The sequence below is a fragment of the Streptomyces griseorubiginosus genome, assembly GCF_036345115.1.
Lineage (GTDB): Bacteria > Actinomycetota > Actinomycetes > Streptomycetales > Streptomycetaceae > Streptomyces > Streptomyces griseorubiginosus_C.
On record NZ_CP107766.1, the window covers coordinates 8078498 to 8098075 of the forward strand.

Genomic DNA, 19578 nt, shown 5'->3' on the forward strand with positions numbered 1-19578 from the left:
TGTGAACAGTCGCCTTATTCCGGTGGCTGTTCCGCTCTCGTGATGTGTGCACCCGATTACGGGTAAACATTCACGGAGAGTTTGATCCTGGCTCAGGACGAACGCTGGCGGCGTGCTTAACACATGCAAGTCGAACGATGAACCACTTCGGTGGGGATTAGTGGCGAACGGGTGAGTAACACGTGGGCAATCTGCCCTTCACTCTGGGACAAGCCCTGGAAACGGGGTCTAATACCGGATACCACTCGCACGGGCATCTGTGCGGGTTGAAAGCTCCGGCGGTGAAGGATGAGCCCGCGGCCTATCAGCTTGTTGGTGAGGTAACGGCTCACCAAGGCGACGACGGGTAGCCGGCCTGAGAGGGCGACCGGCCACACTGGGACTGAGACACGGCCCAGACTCCTACGGGAGGCAGCAGTGGGGAATATTGCACAATGGGCGCAAGCCTGATGCAGCGACGCCGCGTGAGGGATGACGGCCTTCGGGTTGTAAACCTCTTTCAGCAGGGAAGAAGCGAAAGTGACGGTACCTGCAGAAGAAGCGCCGGCTAACTACGTGCCAGCAGCCGCGGTAATACGTAGGGCGCAAGCGTTGTCCGGAATTATTGGGCGTAAAGAGCTCGTAGGCGGCTTGTCACGTCGGGTGTGAAAGCCCGGGGCTTAACCCCGGGTCTGCATTCGATACGGGCAGGCTAGAGTGTGGTAGGGGAGATCGGAATTCCTGGTGTAGCGGTGAAATGCGCAGATATCAGGAGGAACACCGGTGGCGAAGGCGGATCTCTGGGCCATTACTGACGCTGAGGAGCGAAAGCGTGGGGAGCGAACAGGATTAGATACCCTGGTAGTCCACGCCGTAAACGGTGGGAACTAGGTGTTGGCGACATTCCACGTCGTCGGTGCCGCAGCTAACGCATTAAGTTCCCCGCCTGGGGAGTACGGCCGCAAGGCTAAAACTCAAAGGAATTGACGGGGGCCCGCACAAGCAGCGGAGCATGTGGCTTAATTCGACGCAACGCGAAGAACCTTACCAAGGCTTGACATACACCGGAAAGCATTAGAGATAGTGCCCCCCTTGTGGTCGGTGTACAGGTGGTGCATGGCTGTCGTCAGCTCGTGTCGTGAGATGTTGGGTTAAGTCCCGCAACGAGCGCAACCCTTGTCCTGTGTTGCCAGCGTGCCCTTCGGGGTGACGGGGACTCACAGGAGACCGCCGGGGTCAACTCGGAGGAAGGTGGGGACGACGTCAAGTCATCATGCCCCTTATGTCTTGGGCTGCACACGTGCTACAATGGCAGGTACAATGAGCTGCGATACCGTGAGGTGGAGCGAATCTCAAAAAGCCTGTCTCAGTTCGGATTGGGGTCTGCAACTCGACCCCATGAAGTCGGAGTTGCTAGTAATCGCAGATCAGCATTGCTGCGGTGAATACGTTCCCGGGCCTTGTACACACCGCCCGTCACGTCACGAAAGTCGGTAACACCCGAAGCCGGTGGCCCAACCCCTTGTGGGAGGGAGCTGTCGAAGGTGGGACTGGCGATTGGGACGAAGTCGTAACAAGGTAGCCGTACCGGAAGGTGCGGCTGGATCACCTCCTTTCTAAGGAGCATCTAGGCCGCCAAGCTTGCTTGGTGGTCCAGGGCCATTACGTCGGCAAACGTTCGACGGTGGTTGCTCATGGGTGGAACGTTGATTATTCGGCACTTTCAGTCATCTCGGGCTGCCAGTACTGCTCCTTTGGAGCGTGGAACGCTGATCACGAGTGGCGAGGGTGTCGGGCACGCTGTTGGGTGTCTGAGGGAATGAACCCCCTCGTGATGCCGGCCCCAGTGAACTCCAGCTTCGGTTGGGGGTGATGGGTGGCTGGTCGTTGTTTGAGAACTGCACAGTGGACGCGAGCATCTGTGGCCAAGTTTTTAAGGGCGCACGGTGGATGCCTTGGCACCAGGAACCGATGAAGGACGTGGGAGGCCACGATAGTCCCCGGGGAGTCGTCAACCAGGCTTTGATCCGGGGGTTTCCGAATGGGGAAACCCGGCAGTCGTCATGGGCTGTCACCCGCTGCTGAACACATAGGCAGTGTGGAGGGAACGCGGGGAAGTGAAACATCTCAGTACCCGCAGGAAGAGAAAACAACCGTGATTCCGGGAGTAGTGGCGAGCGAAACCGGATGAGGCCAAACCGTATGCGTGTGAGACCCGGCAGGGGTTGCGCATGCGGGGTTGTGGGATCTCTCTTCTGTCGTCTGCCGGCGACAGGACGAGTCAGAAACCGTTGATGTAGGCGAAGGACATGCGAAAGGTCCGGCGTAGAGGGTAAGACCCCCGTAGTCGAAACGTCAGCGGCTCGTTTGAGAGACACCCAAGTAGCACGGGGCCCGAGAAATCCCGTGTGAATCTGGCGGGACCACCCGCTAAGCCTAAATATTCCCTGGTGACCGATAGCGGATAGTACCGTGAGGGAATGGTGAAAAGTACCGCGGGAGCGGAGTGAAATAGTACCTGAAACCGTGTGCCTACAAGCCGTGGGAGCGTCGGATATGTGCTTGCACATATCTCGTGACTGCGTGCCTTTTGAAGAATGAGCCTGCGAGTTTGCGGTGTGTTGCGAGGTTAACCCGGGTGGGGTAGCCGTAGCGAAAGCGAGTCCGAATAGGGCGTTTCAGTAGCACGCTCAAGACCCGAAGCGGAGTGATCTAGCCATGGGCAGGTTGAAGCGGAGGTAAGACTTCGTGGAGGACCGAACCCACCAGGGTTGAAAACCTGGGGGATGACCTGTGGTTAGGGGTGAAAGGCCAATCAAACTCCGTGATAGCTGGTTCTCCCCGAAATGCATTTAGGTGCAGCGTCGTGTGTTTCTTGCCGGAGGTAGAGCACTGGATAGGCGATGGGCCCTACCGGGTTACTGACCTTAGCCAAACTCCGAATGCCGGTAAGTGAGAGCACGGCAGTGAGACTGTGGGGGATAAGCTCCATGGTCGAGAGGGAAACAGCCCAGAGCATCGACTAAGGCCCCTAAGCGTACGCTAAGTGGGAAAGGATGTGGAGTCGCAGAGACAACCAGGAGGTTGGCTTAGAAGCAGCCACCCTTGAAAGAGTGCGTAATAGCTCACTGGTCTAGTGATTCCGCGCCGACAATGTAGCGGGGCTCAAGCGTACCGCCGAAGTCGTGTCATTGCAGCAATACTCCCAACGGAGGCTGTGATGGGTAGGGGAGCGTCGTGTGCCGGGTGAAGCTGCGCCGGAAGGCAGTGGTGGACGGTTCACGAGTGAGAATGCAGGCATGAGTAGCGATACACACGTGGGAAACGTGTGCGCCGATTGACTAAGGGTTCCTGGGTCAAGCTGATCTGCCCAGGGTAAGTCGGGACCTAAGGCGAGGCCGACAGGCGTAGTCGATGGATAACCGGTTGATATTCCGGTACCCGCTGTGAAGCGTCAAACATCGAACCAGGCGATGCTAAGTCCGTGAAGCCGCCCCGGAGCCTTCGGGCAAAGGGGAGTGGTGGAGCCGACGAACCAGACTTGCAGTAGGTGAGTGATGGGGTGACGCAGGAAGGTAGTCCATCCCGGGCGGTGGTTGTCCCGGGGTAAGGGTGTAGGACGAGTGGTAGGCAAATCCGCCACTCTTGTGTCTGAGACCTGATGCCGAGCCGATTGTGGTGAAGTGGATGATCCTATGCTGTCGAGAAAAGCCTCTAGCGAGTTTCATGGCGGCCCGTACCCTAAACCGACTCAGGTGGTCAGGTAGAGAATACCGAGGCGTTCGGGTGAACTATGGTTAAGGAACTCGGCAAAATGCCCCCGTAACTTCGGGAGAAGGGGGGCCATCACTGGTGAGAGGACTTGCTCCTTGAGCTGGGGGTGGCCGCAGAGACCAGCGAGAAGCGACTGTTTACTAAAAACACAGGTCCGTGCGAAGCCGTAAGGCGATGTATACGGACTGACGCCTGCCCGGTGCTGGAACGTTAAGGGGACCGGTTAGTCACATTTCGGTGTGGCGAAGCTGAGAACTTAAGCGCCAGTAAACGGCGGTGGTAACTATAACCATCCTAAGGTAGCGAAATTCCTTGTCGGGTAAGTTCCGACCTGCACGAATGGCGTAACGACTTCTCGACTGTCTCAACCATAGGCCCGGTGAAATTGCACTACGAGTAAAGATGCTCGTTTCGCGCAGCAGGACGGAAAGACCCCGGGACCTTTACTACAGTTTGATATTGGTGTTCGGTTCGGCTTGTGTAGGATAGCTGGGAGACTTTGAAGCGGCCACGCCAGTGGTTGTGGAGTCGTCGTTGAAATACCAGTCTGGTCGTGCTGGATGTCTAACCTGGGTCCGTGATCCGGATCAGGGACAGTGTCTGATGGGTAGTTTAACTGGGGCGGTTGCCTCCTAAAGGGTAACGGAGGCGCCCAAAGGTTCCCTCAGCCTGGTTGGTAATCAGGTGTTGAGTGTAAGTGCACAAGGGAGCTTGACTGTGAGACCGACGGGTCGAGCAGGGACGAAAGTCGGGACTAGTGATCCGGCGGTGGCTTGTGGAAGCGCCGTCGCTCAACGGATAAAAGGTACCCCGGGGATAACAGGCTGATCTTCCCCAAGAGTCCATATCGACGGGATGGTTTGGCACCTCGATGTCGGCTCGTCGCATCCTGGGGCTGGAGTCGGTCCCAAGGGTTGGGCTGTTCGCCCATTAAAGCGGTACGCGAGCTGGGTTTAGAACGTCGTGAGACAGTTCGGTCCCTATCCGCTGCGCGCGTAGGAATATTGAGAAGGGCTGTCCCTAGTACGAGAGGACCGGGACGGACGAACCTCTGGTGTGCCAGTTGTTCTGCCAAGGGCATGGCTGGTTGGCTACGTTCGGGAGGGATAACCGCTGAAAGCATCTAAGCGGGAAGCCTGCTTCGAGATGAGTATTCCCACCCCCTTTGAGGGGTTAAGGCTCCCAGTAGACGACTGGGTTGATAGGCCGGATCTGGAAGGCGGGTAACCGCTGGAGGTGACCGGTACTAATAGGCCGAGGGCTTGTCCATATTTGCTCGCGTCCACTGTGTTAGTTCTGAGGCAACGACCGTGTGTTTTCCGGTCTAGTTTCATAGTGTTTCGGTGGTCATAGCGTGAGGGAAACGCCCGGTTACATTCCGAACCCGGAAGCTAAGCCTTACAGCGCCGATGGTACTGCAGGGGGGACCCTGTGGGAGAGTAGGACACCGCCGAACTCCTTTTAAAGCTCTGGCTCTTGGGCACTCAGCCCAAGAGCCAGAGCTTTTTTGCGTTGAGGTAGGGTCAGGGGGCATCGTTGGCACGTTTCCCACAGGAGGCCCCCGGGTGGAGGTCCAGGAGACCCGGGTCCAGACGGACCGGGTCCTCACCATCCCCAACATCCTCAGCATGGCGCGGCTCGTCGGTGTGCCGGTCTTCCTGTGGCTGATTCTCAGGCCTGAGTTCGGAGGCCCGAAGAGTGACGGCTGGGCGTTGCTGGTACTGGCGCTGAGCGGCATCAGCGACTACCTCGACGGCAAGCTGGCCCGCAGGTGGAACCAGATCAGCAGCCTCGGCCGGCTGCTCGACCCGGCGGCCGACCGGCTCTACATTCTGTCGACCCTGGTCGGACTCACCTGGCGCGAGATTCTGCCGATCTGGTTGACGGCTGCACTTCTCTTGCGGGAGCTGGTTCTCCTGGTGATGGTGGGCATCCTCAGGCGTCACGGTTATCCGCCGCCGCAGGTGAACTTCCTCGGCAAGGCGGCCACGTTCAACCTGATGTACGCCTTCCCCCTGCTCCTGCTCAGTGACGGAACTGGATGGATCTCGTCACTCGCTGCTATTTTCGGATGGGCGTTCGCCGGATGGGGTACAACGCTCTACTGGTGGGCAGGAGTCCTCTACGTGGTACAAGTCCGCCGCCTGATCCGTGCGGACGCCATGGCCGATTGAACTCGTCCTTTGGCACGGCCGAAGCGGCTCGATGGCCCCCGGCGGAAAAGTGCGGGACAATCTGGACGGGTGAAGTCGGCTAGACCGTCAACTCTTTAGAGGAGGACGCTTCCGACATGAAGGCCGTCGTGATGGCCGGAGGCGAAGGCACACGCCTTCGTCCCATGACCTCAAGCATGCCCAAGCCGCTCCTGCCGGTGGCCAACCGGCCGATCATGGAGCACGTTCTGAGGCTGCTCAAAAGGCATGGGCTCAACGAGACCGTCGTCACCGTCCAGTTCCTGGCCTCTCTGGTCAAGAACTACTTCGGTGACGGTGAAGAGCTCGGCATGGAGCTCTCCTATGCCAATGAGGAGAAGCCACTCGGTACCGCCGGAAGCGTCAAGAACGCCGAAGAGGCGTTGAAGGACGATGCTTTCCTTGTCATCTCCGGTGATGCCCTGACCGACTTCGACCTCACCGAGCTCATCAACTTCCACAAGGAAAAGGGCGCACTGGTCACCGTCTGTCTGACGCGTGTGCCCAATCCCCTTGAATTCGGTATCACCATCGTCGATGAAGAGGGCAAGGTCGAGCGCTTCCTGGAGAAGCCGACCTGGGGCCAGGTCTTCTCGGACACCGTGAACACGGGCATCTATGTGATGGAGCCCGAGGTCTTCGACTATGTCGAGGCCGACGTACCTGTGGACTGGTCCGGTGACGTCTTTCCTCAGCTGATGAAGGAAGGCAAGCCGATCTACGGCTATGTCGCCGAGGGCTACTGGGAGGACGTCGGCACCCACGAGAGCTATGTGAAGGCCCAGGCCGACGTCCTCGAGGGCAAGGTCGACGTCGAGATCGACGGGTTCGAGCTCTCCCCGGGCGTGTGGGTGGCCGAGGGGGCCGAGGTGCATCCCGACGCCGTTCTGCGCGGCCCGCTGTACATCGGGGACTACGCGAAGGTCGAGGCCGGCGCCGAAATCCGGGAGCACACCGTCGTCGGCTCCAATGTCGTCGTCAAGAGCGGTGCCTTTCTGCACAAGGCCGTCGTGCACGACAACGTGTATGTCGGACAGCAGAGCAATCTCCGCGGCTGTGTCGTCGGGAAGAACACCGACATCATGCGTGCCGCGCGGATCGAGGACGGCGCGGTCATCGGGGACGAGTGCCTCGTCGGCGAGGAATCGATTATTCAGGGGAATGTCCGGGTCTACCCGTTCAAGACCATCGAAGCCGGCGCCTTCGTCAATACCTCGGTCATCTGGGAGTCCAGGGGACAGGCGCATCTCTTCGGCGCCCGCGGGGTGTCCGGCATCCTGAACGTCGAGATCACGCCGGAACTCGCCGTCCGGCTGGCCGGTGCCTACGCGACGACCCTCAAGAAGGGCTCGACGGTCACCACGGCCCGCGACCACTCCCGAGGCGCCCGAGCACTCAAGCGGGCGGTGATCTCCGCTCTGCAGGCCAGCGCCATCGACGTACGCGACCTGGAGAACGTACCGCTGCCCGTGGCGCGGCAGCAGACCGCGCGAGGCAGTGCCGGCGGGATCATGATCCGGACCACACCCGGGGTGCCGGACTCCGTTGACATCATGTTCTTCGACGGGCGGGGCGCGGACCTGTCCCAGGGTAGTCAGCGCAAGCTGGACCGGGTGTTCGCGCGGCAGGAGTACCGGCGGGCGTTCCCCGGGGAGATCGGGGACCTGCATTTCCCGGCGAGTGTCTTCGACTCGTACACCGGGTCGCTGCTGCGGAACGTCGACATCACCGGGATCTCCGAGTCCGGGCTCAAGGTCGTCGTGGACGCGTCCAACGGCAGTGCGGGGCTCGTGCTGCCCAGCCTGCTCGGGAAGCTCGGTGTGGACTCGCTGACCATCAATCCGGGGCTCGACGAGTCCCGGCCGACCGAGACGGCGGACGCCCGTAGGTCGGGGATGGTGCGGCTGGGCGAGATCGTGGCGTCCGCGCGGGCCGCCTTCGGTGTGCGGTTCGACCCCGTGGGTGAGCGGCTGTCCCTGGTGGACGAGAAGGGCCGCATCATCGAGGACGACCGCGCCCTGCTCGTCATGCTCGACCTGGTGGCCGCGGAGCGGCGCAGCGGGCGGGTGGCGCTGCCGGTCACCACCACGCGGATCGCCGAGCAGGTGGCCGCCTATCACGGCACGCAGGTCGAGTGGACGACCACCTCGCCCGACGACCTCACCAGGGTCGGGCGCGACGAAACGACGATCTTCGGCGGTGACGGCAAGGGCGCTTTCATCGTGCCGGAGTTCAGCAGCGTCTTCGACGGTACGGCGGCCTTCGTACGCCTGATCGGGCTGGTGGCGCGGACGCAGCTCACGCTCAGCCAGATCGACGCGCGGATTCCGCGGGCCCATGTCCTCAAGCGGGATCTGGCGACCCCGTGGGCCGTCAAGGGACTGGTGATGCGGCGGGTCGTGGAGGCGGCGGGCGATCGCTTTGTCGACACGACCGACGGTGTCCGGGTCGTCGAGACCGACGGACGCTGGGTGATGGTGCTGCCCGACCCGGCCGAGGCGGTCACCCATCTGTGGGCCGAGGGGCCCGACGACGCGTCCGCGCAGGCCCTGCTGGACGAGTGGTCGGCGGTCGTGGACAGCGCCGGCCGCTGAACCGACGCACGCACGCGTGCCGGACAAGTGTCCCCAAGGGGGCCTGTCCGGCACGCCGATGGGGCCATTCGGAGGTAGGGGCCGCGACGTGCGACGATGTGCGGCATGCCGCAGCAGCCCCCCATTCGGAGCACCCCCACGCGCCCCTCGCGCCCGGACGCCTCCATGTCGCTGCTCACCAACGTCATGGACCACAGCCTCGACGACGGGTACGCCGAGGCGGCCGCCCGCAAGAAGGCGGCCGGTGACGGCGGGTTGCCCAAGACGTTGCGGGCGAAGCTCGGTCTGGCCGTCGGCCTGGTGCTCGCCGCCTTGGTGGTCACCGTGGGGGCGGCGCAGGCGCGGGTGGCGGCTCCGGTCGTGGCCAAGGAGCGCCAGGAGCTCATCGACCGTATCGATCGCGAGAGCGACACGGCGGACAAGCTCGAGGAAAGTGTCGACAAGCTGCGTGACGACGTGGGCACGCGGCAGCGGGAAGCGCTCAAGGAGAGCGGGGACAGCGGCCAGGCCGATCTCGTGGACATCCTGTCGGGCGCGGCCGAGGTGCACGGGCCCGGCGTCAAGCTGGTCGTGAACGACGCCAAGGAGGCCACCACGGGGGGTGACGGCAACCCGCGTGAGACGTCGGGGTTCTCCGACACAGGGCGGGTGCGCGACCGGGACATGCAGCGGGTCGTCAACGGGCTGTGGGAGTCGGGCGCCGAGGCCATCTCCATCAACGGACAGCGGCTGACCGCGCTGTCGGCGATCAGGGCTGCGGGTGACGCGATACTGGTCGACAACAAGCCGCTGGTGCCGCCGTATACGGTGCTTGCGGTGGGGGACGGGCAGCGGCTCAGCACGAAGTTCCAGAACAGTGCCGACGGGCTGTATCTGCACGCCCTGCAGGAGAACTACGGCATCCGGACCGCGATTTCCGTGGAGGACGACCTCCGGCTGCCGGCCGCACCGAGTGTGATCGTACGTACAGCAGAGCCGAGAACTGAGAAGGGCACATCGTGATCGCCGTACTGGGCCTCGTCGTGGGAGTCGTGGCCGGCCTGTTGGTCCGGCCTGAGGTTCCGGCGGTCGTCGAGCCTTATCTGCCGATCGCCGTGGTGGCGGCGCTGGACGCCGTCTTCGGTGGTCTGCGCGCCATGCTCGACGGCATCTTCGACGACAAGGTCTTCGTCGTCTCGTTCCTGTCGAACGTGGTCGTGGCCGCACTGATCGTGTTCCTGGGCGACAAGTTGGGTGTGGGTGCCCAGCTGTCGACCGGTGTCGTCGTCGTGCTCGGCATCCGCATCTTCTCGAACGCCGCGGCGATCCGCCGGCACGTCTTCCGGGCGTGACGCCGATGAGCGAGCAGGAAGAGACGCCCGGCAACAGGCTGCGCAAGGAACTGCCCGAGGAACTCCCGGTGACGCCTGCCGAGGAGACCGCGGACCCGGCCGACGAGCCCGGTCTCACCGGCCGTCAGAGGCTGGTGAAGGGGCTGTGGCCGCCGCGCGTGACCCGGGCCCAACTCATCGTCGCGGTGCTGCTGTTCGGCCTCGGTTTCGGTCTCGCCGTCCAGGTGGCGTCGAACAGCGACAGCGACAGTGCGCTGCGGGGAGCGAGGCAGGAGGATCTCGTACGCATCCTCGATGAACTGGACGACCGTACCCAGCGTCTTGAAGACGAGAAGCAGGGCCTCGAGAAGCAGCGGGACGAGCTGGAGAACAGCTCCGACCAGGCGGAGGAGGCCCGCAAGCAGACGGTCGAGAAGGAGCGGCAACTCGGCATCCTCGCGGGCACGGTGGCCGCGCAGGGGCCGGGCATCGAGATGACGATCGAGGACACCAAGGGAACGGTCGAGGCGGACATGCTGCTCGACGCGATCCAGGAGCTGCGGGCGGCCGGCGCGGAGGCGATCCAGGTGAACGGCGTGCGGGTCGTGGCCGGCACCTATCTGTCGGACTCCGACAAAAGCGTGAGCGTCGACGGGAACAAGATCACCGCTCCCTTTCGTTTCAAGGTCATCGGCAATCCGCAGGACCTGGAACCGGCGCTCAACATCCCTGGAGGCGTGGTGCAGACTCTCGAGAAGGAGCAGGCCACCGTCATCGTCGAGCGGTCGGACAAGATCGTTGTGGACGCCTTGCGAGCGGCGAAGCGGCCTGACTACGCTCGGTCGTCCTCCCGGTGAACCGGGGGTGCATGCGGGGCGTCGGGCCAGGGCATGAGGTTGCGGGGGGTCGGCGCACCGATTGGGTGGTGCGTGGTGGAAACTGTCTGGTGGAAACGGACGTTGTGAGGATGTCCGGGTCGACCGGTGTGTTCAATCAGGGTTCGTCCTGCCCCACGGGCGGGTCTGTTTCGGTCAAGGGGAATCGCCCGTGAAGTTGTTTCAGAAGTTGTTCGGCAAGAGCGCGCGAGAGGGCAGCGACAACAACGCCACCGCTCGGCACCGCGCACAGCCCGACGCCGAGGGCCAGCGTCCGCTGTTCCGGGACCAGGTCGGTGGGCCGGGCGACATTTCCGGAGGTCAGGGCGCGCCTTCTGTTGACCCTGCCCAGTCCGGCGGCATAGGTTTCGGGCAGCCGTCAACCTCAAGTACGGGTGGAGGGTTTTCCCCTATGTCGGCCCAGGTGTGTACGAGGTGCGGTAACCGCAACGCGGAGAACAGCCGCTTCTGCTCCAACTGCGGAGCCCCGCTGCGGGCGGGGGTGGTGCCCGAGCGTCCTTCCGAGACGACCTCCACCATCTCCATCTCCGGCCTTGAGGCCTACGACTCCGAGGTCACCGGTCAGACGCAGATGCCGGCGCTCTCCCCGGAGGCGCAGGCCGCCGTCGACGCGCTGCCGCTGGGCTCCGCGCTCCTGGTCGTGCGCCGGGGGCCGAACTCGGGCAGCCGCTTCCTGCTGGACGGTGAGCTGACCACGGCCGGCCGCCACCCGCAGAGCGACATCTTCCTCGACGACGTCACCGTCTCGCGTCGCCACGTGGAGTTCCGCCGAGGCCAGGACGGCTCGTTCACGGTGTCCGACGTGGGCAGCCTCAACGGCACGTACGTCAACCGCGAGCGGATCGACTCGGTCGCCCTGAACAACGGCGACGAGGTGCAGATCGGCAAGTACCGGCTGGTGTTCTACGCGAGCCAGCAGGGCTACTGACCCTCCCAGGGAAGGTCCATGCTTCAAACACCGAGCGGCGGTGCCGGACACGGCGCCGCCGCCACGGACAGTGGACTGATGAGCATCGGCACGGTGCTGAACGTGCTGCGCGACGAGTTTCCCGAAGTCACCATCTCCAAGATCCGTTTCCTGGAGTCCGAGGGCCTCATCGAGCCGCAGCGGACCCCCTCCGGGTACCGCAAGTTCAGCGACCGGGACGTCGAGCGCCTCGGCCACGTCCTGAGGATGCAGCGGGACCACTATCTGCCGCTCAAGGTGATCCGGGAGCACCTGGACGCCATGGAGCGCGGCGAGGCCGTCGCGCTGCCCACAGTGGGCCGTCAGCGGGACGGAGAAACGGTCCTGGAGGTCCCCGAGGGACCCACCGCGGCCCGGATCGGCCGGGCCGAGCTGCTCGCCGCCGCCGAGATCGGTGAGGCGGAGCTCGCGGAGTGGGAGTCGTACGGACTCGTCACCCCGCTGCCGGACGGGGCGTACGACGCCGAGACGGTGACCGTGGCCGCGCTCGTCGTCGAGCTCGGGCGGTTCGGGATCGAGCCGCGGCACCTGCGCGCGATGAAGGCCGCAGCCGACCGTGAGGCGGGGCTCGTGGACCAGGTGGTGGCTCCGCTGAAGCGCCACCGCAACCCGCAGACCCGCGCGCACGCGGAAGCCCGTACGAAGGAACTGGCGGGCCTCACGGTGAAGCTGCACGCGGCGCTCGTGCAGACGGCCCTCGGTGTGCGGCTGCCCTGAGGACGGCAGGTGCAGGAACTGTCACCCGTTTCCTGCCCGACTACCCAAACGTCCCGGGCACGGCCTAGGGTTGCTGTGTGAACGAGCTCGATGTCGTAGGTGTCCGGGTCGAAATGCCCTCCAACCAACCGATCGTGCTCCTGCGTGAAGTGGGAGGCGACCGCTACCTCCCCATCTGGATCGGGCCCGGGGAGGCGACCGCGATCGCCTTCGCGCAGCAGGGCATGGCCCCCGCACGACCGCTGACCCACGACCTGTTCAAGGACGTGCTCGAGGCGGTCGGCCAGGAGCTCACCGAAGTGCGCATCACGGACCTGCGTGAGGGCGTCTTCTACGCGGAGCTGGTGTTCGCCAGCGGGGTCGAGGTGAGCGCGCGGCCGTCCGACGCCATAGCGCTGGCCCTGCGCACCGGGACGCCGATCTACGGCAGCGACGGAGTGCTCGACGACGCCGGCATCGCGATCCCGGACGAGCAGGAGGACGAAGTGGAGAAGTTCCGCGAGTTCCTCGACCAGATCTCCCCCGAGGACTTCGGCACCAGCAGTCAGTGAGGCGGGGGCGGCCGGTCCGGCGGATCAGTGGTCCGTGACGGGTCGGCCGTGTCCGGTCGCCACTGAAATGCCGGCATTTGCCACCGGCGCGTGAGAGCGTCCTGCGGCCCGCTCAGAGCGCATTCGGCTAGCCTTTCCCCGCGGACGGGTACGGGAAACCACTCCTAGGGTGATTATCACTCGGCGTGCCGAGTGTGGCGATCGTTGACGCACCCCTGGTGACTGCCTACCGTCGAGAAGGCAGGTCAAGGACGGAGGTCGGCGTGAGAAGCAGCGGCGACGGTACGGCTGGGGGTGCCCCCGGACGGAGTCTCGGGGCGAGCGGTCCGTACCCGCTTCACACCAGCGCGGCCGATCATCACGCTCCGCAGCGACCGGCGGCCGTGCCGAGCAGCGGAGGGGCGACGTCCATGGCGTCCGAGCAGATCGGCTATCGCGGCCCTACGGCGTGCGCGGCGGCCGGTATCACCTACCGGCAACTCGACTACTGGGCACGCACCGGGCTCGTGGAGCCGAGCGTGCGGCCCGCCTACGGTTCGGGCACGCAGCGGCTCTACAGCTTCCGGGACGTCGTCGTCCTGAAGATCGTCAAGCGGTTCCTCGACACCGGTGTGTCGCTGCAGAACATCCGCACCACGGTCCAGCACCTGCGCGAGCGCGGCTTCCAGGACCTGGAGCGCATGACGCTCATGAGCGACGGAGCCACGGTCTACGAGTGCACCTCGCCCGACGAGGTCCACGCGCTGCTCCAGGGCGGCCAGGGGATCTTCGGGATCGCCGTGGGTGTCGTGTGGCGGGACGTCGAGAGCGCGCTGTCGCAGCTGCACGGGGAGCGGGTCGACACCGGGGAGACGCTGGTCGGGCACAACCCCGCGGACGAGCTGGCCAGGCGCCGCAACCGGGCGGTCTGAAGCCTGCCCCGCTGCCTTCGGCGGGGCATTGTCAGTGGCGTAGGGCAGCATCGGACATGTGAGAAAAGCGCCCACGATCCTGCATCTCGACATGGATGCCTTCTACGCCTCGGCGGAGCAGGCGTCCAAGCCGAGTCTGCGCGGGAAGGCCGTCGTCGTGGGCGGGCTGGGGCCGCGGGGTGTGGTGGCCACCGCGTCCTACGAGGCCCGGGTGTTCGGGGTGCACTCGGCGATGCCCATGGCCCAGGCGAGACGGCTCGCACCGAACGCCGCGTATCTCGTGCCGCGCTTCGGGTTCTACAAGGCGATCAGCGAGCAGGTGATGGGGCTGCTGCGGGAGTTGTCGCCGCTCGTGGAGCCGCTGAGCCTGGACGAGGCGTTCGTGGACCTGGAGGCCGGGGGAGCGGCCTGGGACGAGGGGTCGGCGCGGCTGGCCGGGGCGAAGCTGCGGGCCGACATACGGGCCGTCACGGGGCTCACGGGGTCAGTGGGGCTCGCCGCCTCCAAGATGCTCGCGAAGATCGCCTCCGAGCAGGCCAAGCCGGACGGTCTGGTGGTGATCGAGCCGGGGACCGAGCGGGCGATGCTGGGGCCGATGTCGGTGCGGACCCTGCCGGGGGTGGGGCCGGCGACGGGGGACCATCTGCGGCGGGCCGGGATCCACACGGTCGACGAGATCGTGGAGGCGGGGGAGGACGAGCTGGTACGGCTCCTTGGGAAGGCGCACGGGCACGGGCTGTACGCGATGGCGCTGGCGCGGGACGAGCGGGCCGTGGTGGCGGAGCGGGAGACGAAGTCCGTGTCGGTGGAGGACACGTACGACGTGGACATCCATGACCGGGTCCGGGTGGGGCTCGAGGTGCAGCGGCTGGCGGACCGGTGTGTGCGGCGGTTGCGGGGGGCCGGGTTGTCGGGGCGGACCATTGTGTTGAAGGTGCGGCGGTACGACTTCTCGACCCTGACGCGGTCCGAGACGCTGCGGGGGCCCACGGATGATCCGGCGGTGGTGCGGGAGGCCGCTCTGCGGTTGCTGGAGGGGGTGGATTCCACCGGGGGTGTGCGGCTGCTGGGGGTGGGGGTTTCGGGGCTCGCCGACTTCACGCAGGAGGATCTGTTCGCTCAGGCCGCGGGGGAGCGGGTGGAGGTGGCCGAGGAGGACATCGGTGAGGTGGCTGTGGTGGAGACCCGGACGGCGTCCGAGCGGCGGTGGGTGGCCGGTCACGATGTGCGGCACGCCGAGTACGGGCATGGGTGGGTGCAGGGGAGTGGGCTGGGGCGGGTGACTGTGCGGTTCGAGACGCCGGATTCCCTGCCGGGGCGGGTGCGGACGTTTTCTGTCGACGATCCCGGGCTGGAGGTGGCTGAGCCGTTGCCGTTGGTGGAGGAGAGGGGGGCCCACCCGCAGCGCCCGTGACGGTTTCGTCGTCGGGTGCGGGTGGCCCTTGTGGGGGGCGAGCGCCGTCGGCGGCTGTCGGGGGTGGGGGAATCCGGGGGTGTGGCGGGGCGCTGCTGTTGGGCGTGGTCGGCTGGCGGGCGGCTGGGCCTGGTGAGGGTGCTTGCCGGGGGCTGGTCGGCCGGGGACTGGTACGGCGGCGGCTCGCGAGCTCTGGGGGCGGTGCTGCGCTCGCGTCGGACGGCGTGGGGGACCGGCAGGCGACGAGTGGCCTCGAACGGCGCGGGGGAGTGGCAGGCGAGGAGTGCCCTCGGTCGGCCACCGCGGTCAGGCGTCACCGTCCTCCGTGCGCGCCACCTTCCAGGGGCAGGCGTCAGGTCTCTGCGTCCTCCGTACCTGCCACCTTGCCGAAGGGGCGGTCCGGGAGGGGGGACGGTGGGGACAGGTGCAGGCCGTAGTGGTGGTAGAGCTGGAGTTCCTGGGCCGGGGAGAGGTGGCGGCCCACGCCGAAGTCGGGGGCGTCCTTGATCAGGGAGCGGTCGTAGGGGATCTTCAGGCTGCCCTCGACCAGTTCGCTGGGCTCCAGGGGGACGAAGGCGTCGCGGGAGAAGAGGCCGGTGCGTATGGCCGCCCACTCCGGGACCCCGGTCGCGTCGTCGAGATAGACCTCGTCGACGGTGCCGATCTTGGTGCCGTTGCGGTCGAACGCCTTGCGGCCGATCAGGTTGCGCGGATCGATGTCGGTCTGCACGGGCCCTCCACTTGGTCGCAACTCATCCGAAGCGGTCGTAAGCACTACGAAAGAGCACATTGGAGTGGGCGGCCACTCGAACGCCCGACCTGAACCTCGCTGGTAGGCTTGCAGACGGCTGTCGACCCCGTGCGGGAGAGTCCTCCAGACAACATCGGAGGCGCCGAAGGAGCAAATCCTCCCCGGAATCTCTCAGGCTCACGTACCGCACGGACGAGGTCACTCTGGAAAGCAGGGCGGGTGTCGACGGCGGCTTCCGCTCTCACCGACGGTGAAAGCCGGTGGCCCTCGGGCGACCGGTGAAGCTCTCAGGTTGAGATGACAGAGGGGGAGGCCGTCGGGGTACCCGCGCCGGGGTACCCCTCGAAGGTCGCGTCAGACCAGGAGGCCTCCGCAATGACCGCCCACCGCATTCCGCTCGCAGAGCTCGAGCAGGGAATCCCGTTCGAGCAGCGTCACATCGGTCCTGACCACGAAGCGCGGGCCAAGATGCTCGCCCAGGTCGGATACGGCTCGCTCGACGAGCTGACCGCCGCCGCGGTGCCCGACGTGATCAAGAACGCCGATGCGCTGGAACTGCCCGGTGCGCGCACCGAGGCCGAGGTGCTGGCCGAGCTGCGGTCACTGGCCGACCGGAACCAGGTCCTCGACTCCATGATCGGACTCGGGTACTACGGGACCTTCACGCCGCCCGTCATCCTGCGGAACGTGATGGAGAACCCGGCCTGGTACACCGCCTACACGCCGTACCAGCCGGAGATCTCGCAGGGGCGCCTGGAGGCGCTGCTGAACTTCCAGACCATGGTCGCCGACCTCACCGGGCTGCCGACCTCCGGCGCCTCGCTGCTCGACGAGGGAACCGCGGCCGCGGAGGCCATGGCCCTGTCCCGGCGCATGGGGAAGAACAAGAAGGGGCTCTTCCTCATCGACGCGGACGCCCTTCCGCAGACCATCGCCGTCATCGAGACCCGCGCCGAGCCGACCGGAGTCGAGGTCGTCGTCGCGGACCTGAGCCAGGGCATCCCGGCCGAGATCGCCGCGCGTGAGATCAACGGCGTGCTCCTCCAGTACCCCGGCGCCTCCGGGGCCGTACGCGACATCAAGCCGGTCATCGACCAGGCTCATGAGCTCGGCGCGCTCGTGACCGTCGCCGCCGACCTGCTCGCGCTGACGCTCCTGAAGTCGCCGGGGGAGCTCGGGGCGGACATCGCGGTCGGGACCACGCAGCGGTTCGGGGTGCCGATGGGCTTCGGCGGGCCGCACGCGGGCTACATGGCCGTGCGCGAGAAGTTCGCGCGGAGCCTGCCCGGGCGGCTGGTGGGCGTGTCCGTGGACGCCGACGGCAACAAGGCGTACCGGCTCGCTCTCCAGACGCGTGAGCAGCACATCCGGCGGGAGAAGGCGACCAGCAACATCTGCACCGCGCAGGTGCTGCTCGCGGTCATGGCCGGGATGTACGCGGTCTACCACGGGCCCGACGGGCTCAAGGCCATCGCACGGCGGACCCACCGGTACGCGAACATCCTCGCCGCCGGGCTCACCGCGGGTGGCGTGGAGGTCGTGCACGGCGCCTACTTCGACACCCTCACCGTGCGCGTGCCCGGCAAGGCGGCCGAGGTCGTCTCCGCCGCGCGGCGGAACGGGGTCAACCTGCACCTCGTCGACGCCGACCACGTGTCCCTCGCCTGTGACGAGACCACCGCGCGGGCCCAGGTGGGCGCCGTGTGGAACGCGTTCGGGGTCGAGGGCGACATCGAGGCGCTGGACGCGGCCACCGAGGAGGCGCTGCCGGACGTGCTGCTGCGCGGCGACGACGTCCTCGCCCACCCCGTCTTCCACCAGTACCGCTCCGAGACCGCGATGCTGCGCTACCTGCGCCGGCTCGCCGACCGTGACTACGCGCTCGACCGCGGCATGATCCCGCTGGGCTCCTGCACCATGAAGCTCAACGCGACCACCGAGATGGAGCCGGTCACCTGGCCCGAGTTCGGGCAGCTGCACCCCTTCGCGCCCGCCGAGCAGGCCGAGGGCTACCTGACCCTGATCCGGGAGCTGGAGGAGCGGCTCGCCGAGGTCACCGGGTACGACAACGTGTCGCTCCAGCCGAACGCCGGGTCGCAGGGTGAGCTGGCCGGGCTGCTCGCCGTGCGCGGGTACCACCGGGCCAACGGTGACGAGCAGCGGACCGTGTGTCTGATTCCGTCGTCCGCGCACGGGACCAACGCCGCGAGCGCCGTGATGGCGGGCATGAAGGTCGTCGTCGTCAAGACCGCCGAGGACGGCGAGATCGACGTCGAGGACCTGCGGGCCAAGATCGAGCAGCACCGCGACGAGCTCGCCGTGCTGATGATCACCTACCCCTCGACGCACGGGGTGTTCGAGGAGCACGTCGCCGACATCTGCGCGCAGGTGCACGAGGCCGGCGGTCAGGTGTACGTCGACGGGGCCAACCTCAACGCGCTGGTGGGACTGGCCAAGCCGGGGCACTTCGGCGGTGACGTCTCGCACCTGAACCTGCACAAGACCTTCTGCATCCCGCACGGTGGCGGTGGCCCGGGCGTGGGCCCCGTGGGCGTGCGGGCCCACCTGGCGCCGTATCTGCCGAACCACCCGATGCAGCCCGAGGCCGGTCCGGAGACGGGCGTGGGGCCCATCTCCGCGGCTCCCTGGGGCTCCGCGGGCATCCTGCCGATCTCGTGGGCGTACGTGCGGCTCATGGGCGGTGAGGGCCTCAAGCGGGCCACGCAGGTGGCCGTGCTCTCCGCCAACTACATCGCCAAGCGGCTCGAGCCGCACTACCCGGTGCTCTACACCGGGCCGGGCGGGCTCGTCGCGCACGAGTGCATCATCGATCTGCGGCCGCTGACGAAGGCGACCGGCGTCAGTGTGGACGATGTGGCCAAGCGGCTCATCGACTACGGCTTCCACGCGCCGACCATGTCGTTCCCGGTGGCCGGGACGCTGATGATCGAGCCGACCGAGTCCGAGGACCTGACCGAGCTCGACCGGTTCTGCGAGGCGATGATCGCCATTCGCGCGGAGATCGAGAAGGTCGGCTCGGGGGAGTGGGACGCGGACGACAACCCGCTGCGGAACGCTCCGCACACCGCGGGGGCGCTGGGCGGGGCGTGGGAGCACGCCTACACGCGTGAGGAGGCCGTCTTCCCGGGCGGCGTGTCGGTCGCGGACAAGTACTGGCCGCCGGTACGGCGGATCGACCAGGCGTTCGGCGACCGGAACCTGGTGTGCTCGTGCCCGCCGTTGGACGCGTACGAGGACTGAGGTCGAGGTGCGGAGGGCCCCGTTCCGGCGGGGCCCTCTTTGCGTTCGCGTCGCTTCTAGGCCGTCGCCAGGGACACGTCGGTCGACTTGATCAGGGCGACGACCGGGGTGCCGGCGGTGAGGGCGAGCTCGGTCGCGGAGTCCGCGGTGACCGCGGAGGTGAGCTCGCCTCCCTCCACGGCGACCTTGACGGTGGCCATGGCGGCTCCCGCGGTCACGGCGGTGACCGTGCCGGGGAGCTGGTTGCGGATGCTCAGGGTC

12 protein-coding genes, 3 rRNA genes, 1 pseudogene and 1 riboswitch are annotated in these 19578 nt (G+C 66.0%); of the genes and pseudogenes, 14 read left to right on the forward strand and 2 right to left on the reverse strand.

Features of this window, described 5'->3' with window-relative positions:
- Positions 1-69: 69 nt before the first annotated feature.
- From OHN19_RS36495 to OHN19_RS36555, 13 genes are all read left to right on the forward strand, one after another.
- Positions 70-1595, forward strand: a 16S ribosomal RNA gene (locus tag OHN19_RS36495).
- Between the two features lie 307 nt (positions 1596-1902).
- Positions 1903-5023: ribosomal RNA gene (locus tag OHN19_RS36500) — 23S ribosomal RNA — on the forward strand.
- A gap of 69 nt (positions 5024-5092) precedes the next feature.
- Positions 5093-5209: ribosomal RNA gene (gene rrf, locus OHN19_RS36505) — 5S ribosomal RNA — on the forward strand.
- The 16S, 23S and 5S rRNA genes sit together here, the layout of an rRNA operon.
- Before the next feature lie 109 nt (positions 5210-5318).
- Positions 5319-5927: a CDP-alcohol phosphatidyltransferase family protein gene (locus tag OHN19_RS36510; RefSeq protein ID WP_123759416.1), complete on the forward strand. Its 609-nt coding sequence runs from the start codon at positions 5319-5321 to the stop codon at positions 5925-5927.
- Between the two features lie 116 nt (positions 5928-6043).
- Entirely contained in the window at positions 6044-8539 is a 2496-nt protein-coding gene (locus OHN19_RS36515; protein ID WP_123759415.1) for a sugar phosphate nucleotidyltransferase, read from the forward strand.
- A gap of 105 nt (positions 8540-8644) precedes the next feature.
- Positions 8645-9541, forward strand: coding sequence for a DUF881 domain-containing protein (locus OHN19_RS36520; protein WP_330268274.1), 897 nt, complete (start codon positions 8645-8647; stop codon positions 9539-9541).
- Positions 9538-9870 carry a small basic family protein gene (locus tag OHN19_RS36525; protein WP_003988855.1) on the forward strand — a complete coding sequence of 111 codons (333 nt, stop codon included), beginning with the start codon at positions 9538-9540 and terminating at the stop codon, positions 9868-9870. Before OHN19_RS36520 ends, OHN19_RS36525 begins: the two co-directional genes overlap by 4 nt.
- 5 nt (positions 9871-9875) lie before the next feature.
- Positions 9876-10706, forward strand: coding sequence for a DUF881 domain-containing protein (locus OHN19_RS36530; RefSeq protein ID WP_330268275.1), 831 nt, complete (start codon positions 9876-9878; stop codon positions 10704-10706).
- A gap of 61 nt (positions 10707-10767) precedes the next feature.
- Positions 10768-11673 (forward strand): FHA domain-containing protein, encoded by a 906-nt coding sequence (locus OHN19_RS36535; protein WP_330268276.1) that lies wholly within the window; start codon positions 10768-10770, stop codon positions 11671-11673.
- 18 nt (positions 11674-11691) lie between these two features.
- The gene (locus OHN19_RS36540; RefSeq protein WP_330268277.1) at positions 11692-12429 is read left to right on the forward strand and encodes a MerR family transcriptional regulator; all 738 of its coding nucleotides are present in this window, start codon (positions 11692-11694) and stop codon (positions 12427-12429) included.
- 77 nt (positions 12430-12506) lie between these two features.
- Positions 12507-12980, forward strand: a complete 474-nt coding sequence (locus tag OHN19_RS36545; protein ID WP_004002801.1) for a bifunctional nuclease family protein — start codon at positions 12507-12509, stop codon at positions 12978-12980.
- 263 nt (positions 12981-13243) lie between these two features.
- Entirely contained in the window at positions 13244-13891 is a 648-nt protein-coding gene (locus tag OHN19_RS36550) for a MerR family transcriptional regulator (RefSeq protein WP_123759410.1), read from the forward strand.
- A 58-nt stretch (positions 13892-13949) separates the two neighbouring features.
- Positions 13950-15305, forward strand: coding sequence for a DNA polymerase IV (locus tag OHN19_RS36555; protein ID WP_330268278.1), 1356 nt, complete (start codon positions 13950-13952; stop codon positions 15303-15305).
- A 352-nt stretch (positions 15306-15657) separates the two neighbouring features.
- On the opposite strand, the gene OHN19_RS36560 is transcribed toward OHN19_RS36555, so the two are convergent.
- Positions 15658-16035 (reverse strand): PRC-barrel domain-containing protein, encoded by a 378-nt coding sequence (locus tag OHN19_RS36560; protein WP_330268279.1) that lies wholly within the window; start codon positions 16033-16035, stop codon positions 15658-15660.
- A 122-nt stretch (positions 16036-16157) separates the two neighbouring features.
- Positions 16158-16253: riboswitch (glycine riboswitch) on the forward strand.
- Positions 16254-16431: 178 nt separating this feature from the next.
- Here OHN19_RS36560 and gcvP point away from each other — a divergent pair.
- Positions 16432-19317, forward strand: coding sequence for an aminomethyl-transferring glycine dehydrogenase (gene gcvP, locus OHN19_RS36565; protein ID WP_330268280.1), 2886 nt, complete (start codon positions 16432-16434; stop codon positions 19315-19317).
- Between the two features lie 56 nt (positions 19318-19373).
- Here the strand turns inward: gcvP and OHN19_RS36570 are convergent.
- A pseudogene (locus tag OHN19_RS36570) lies at positions 19374-19574 on the reverse strand (TOBE domain-containing protein); the annotation flags it as partial.
- Between the last annotated feature and the right edge of the window lie 4 nt (positions 19575-19578).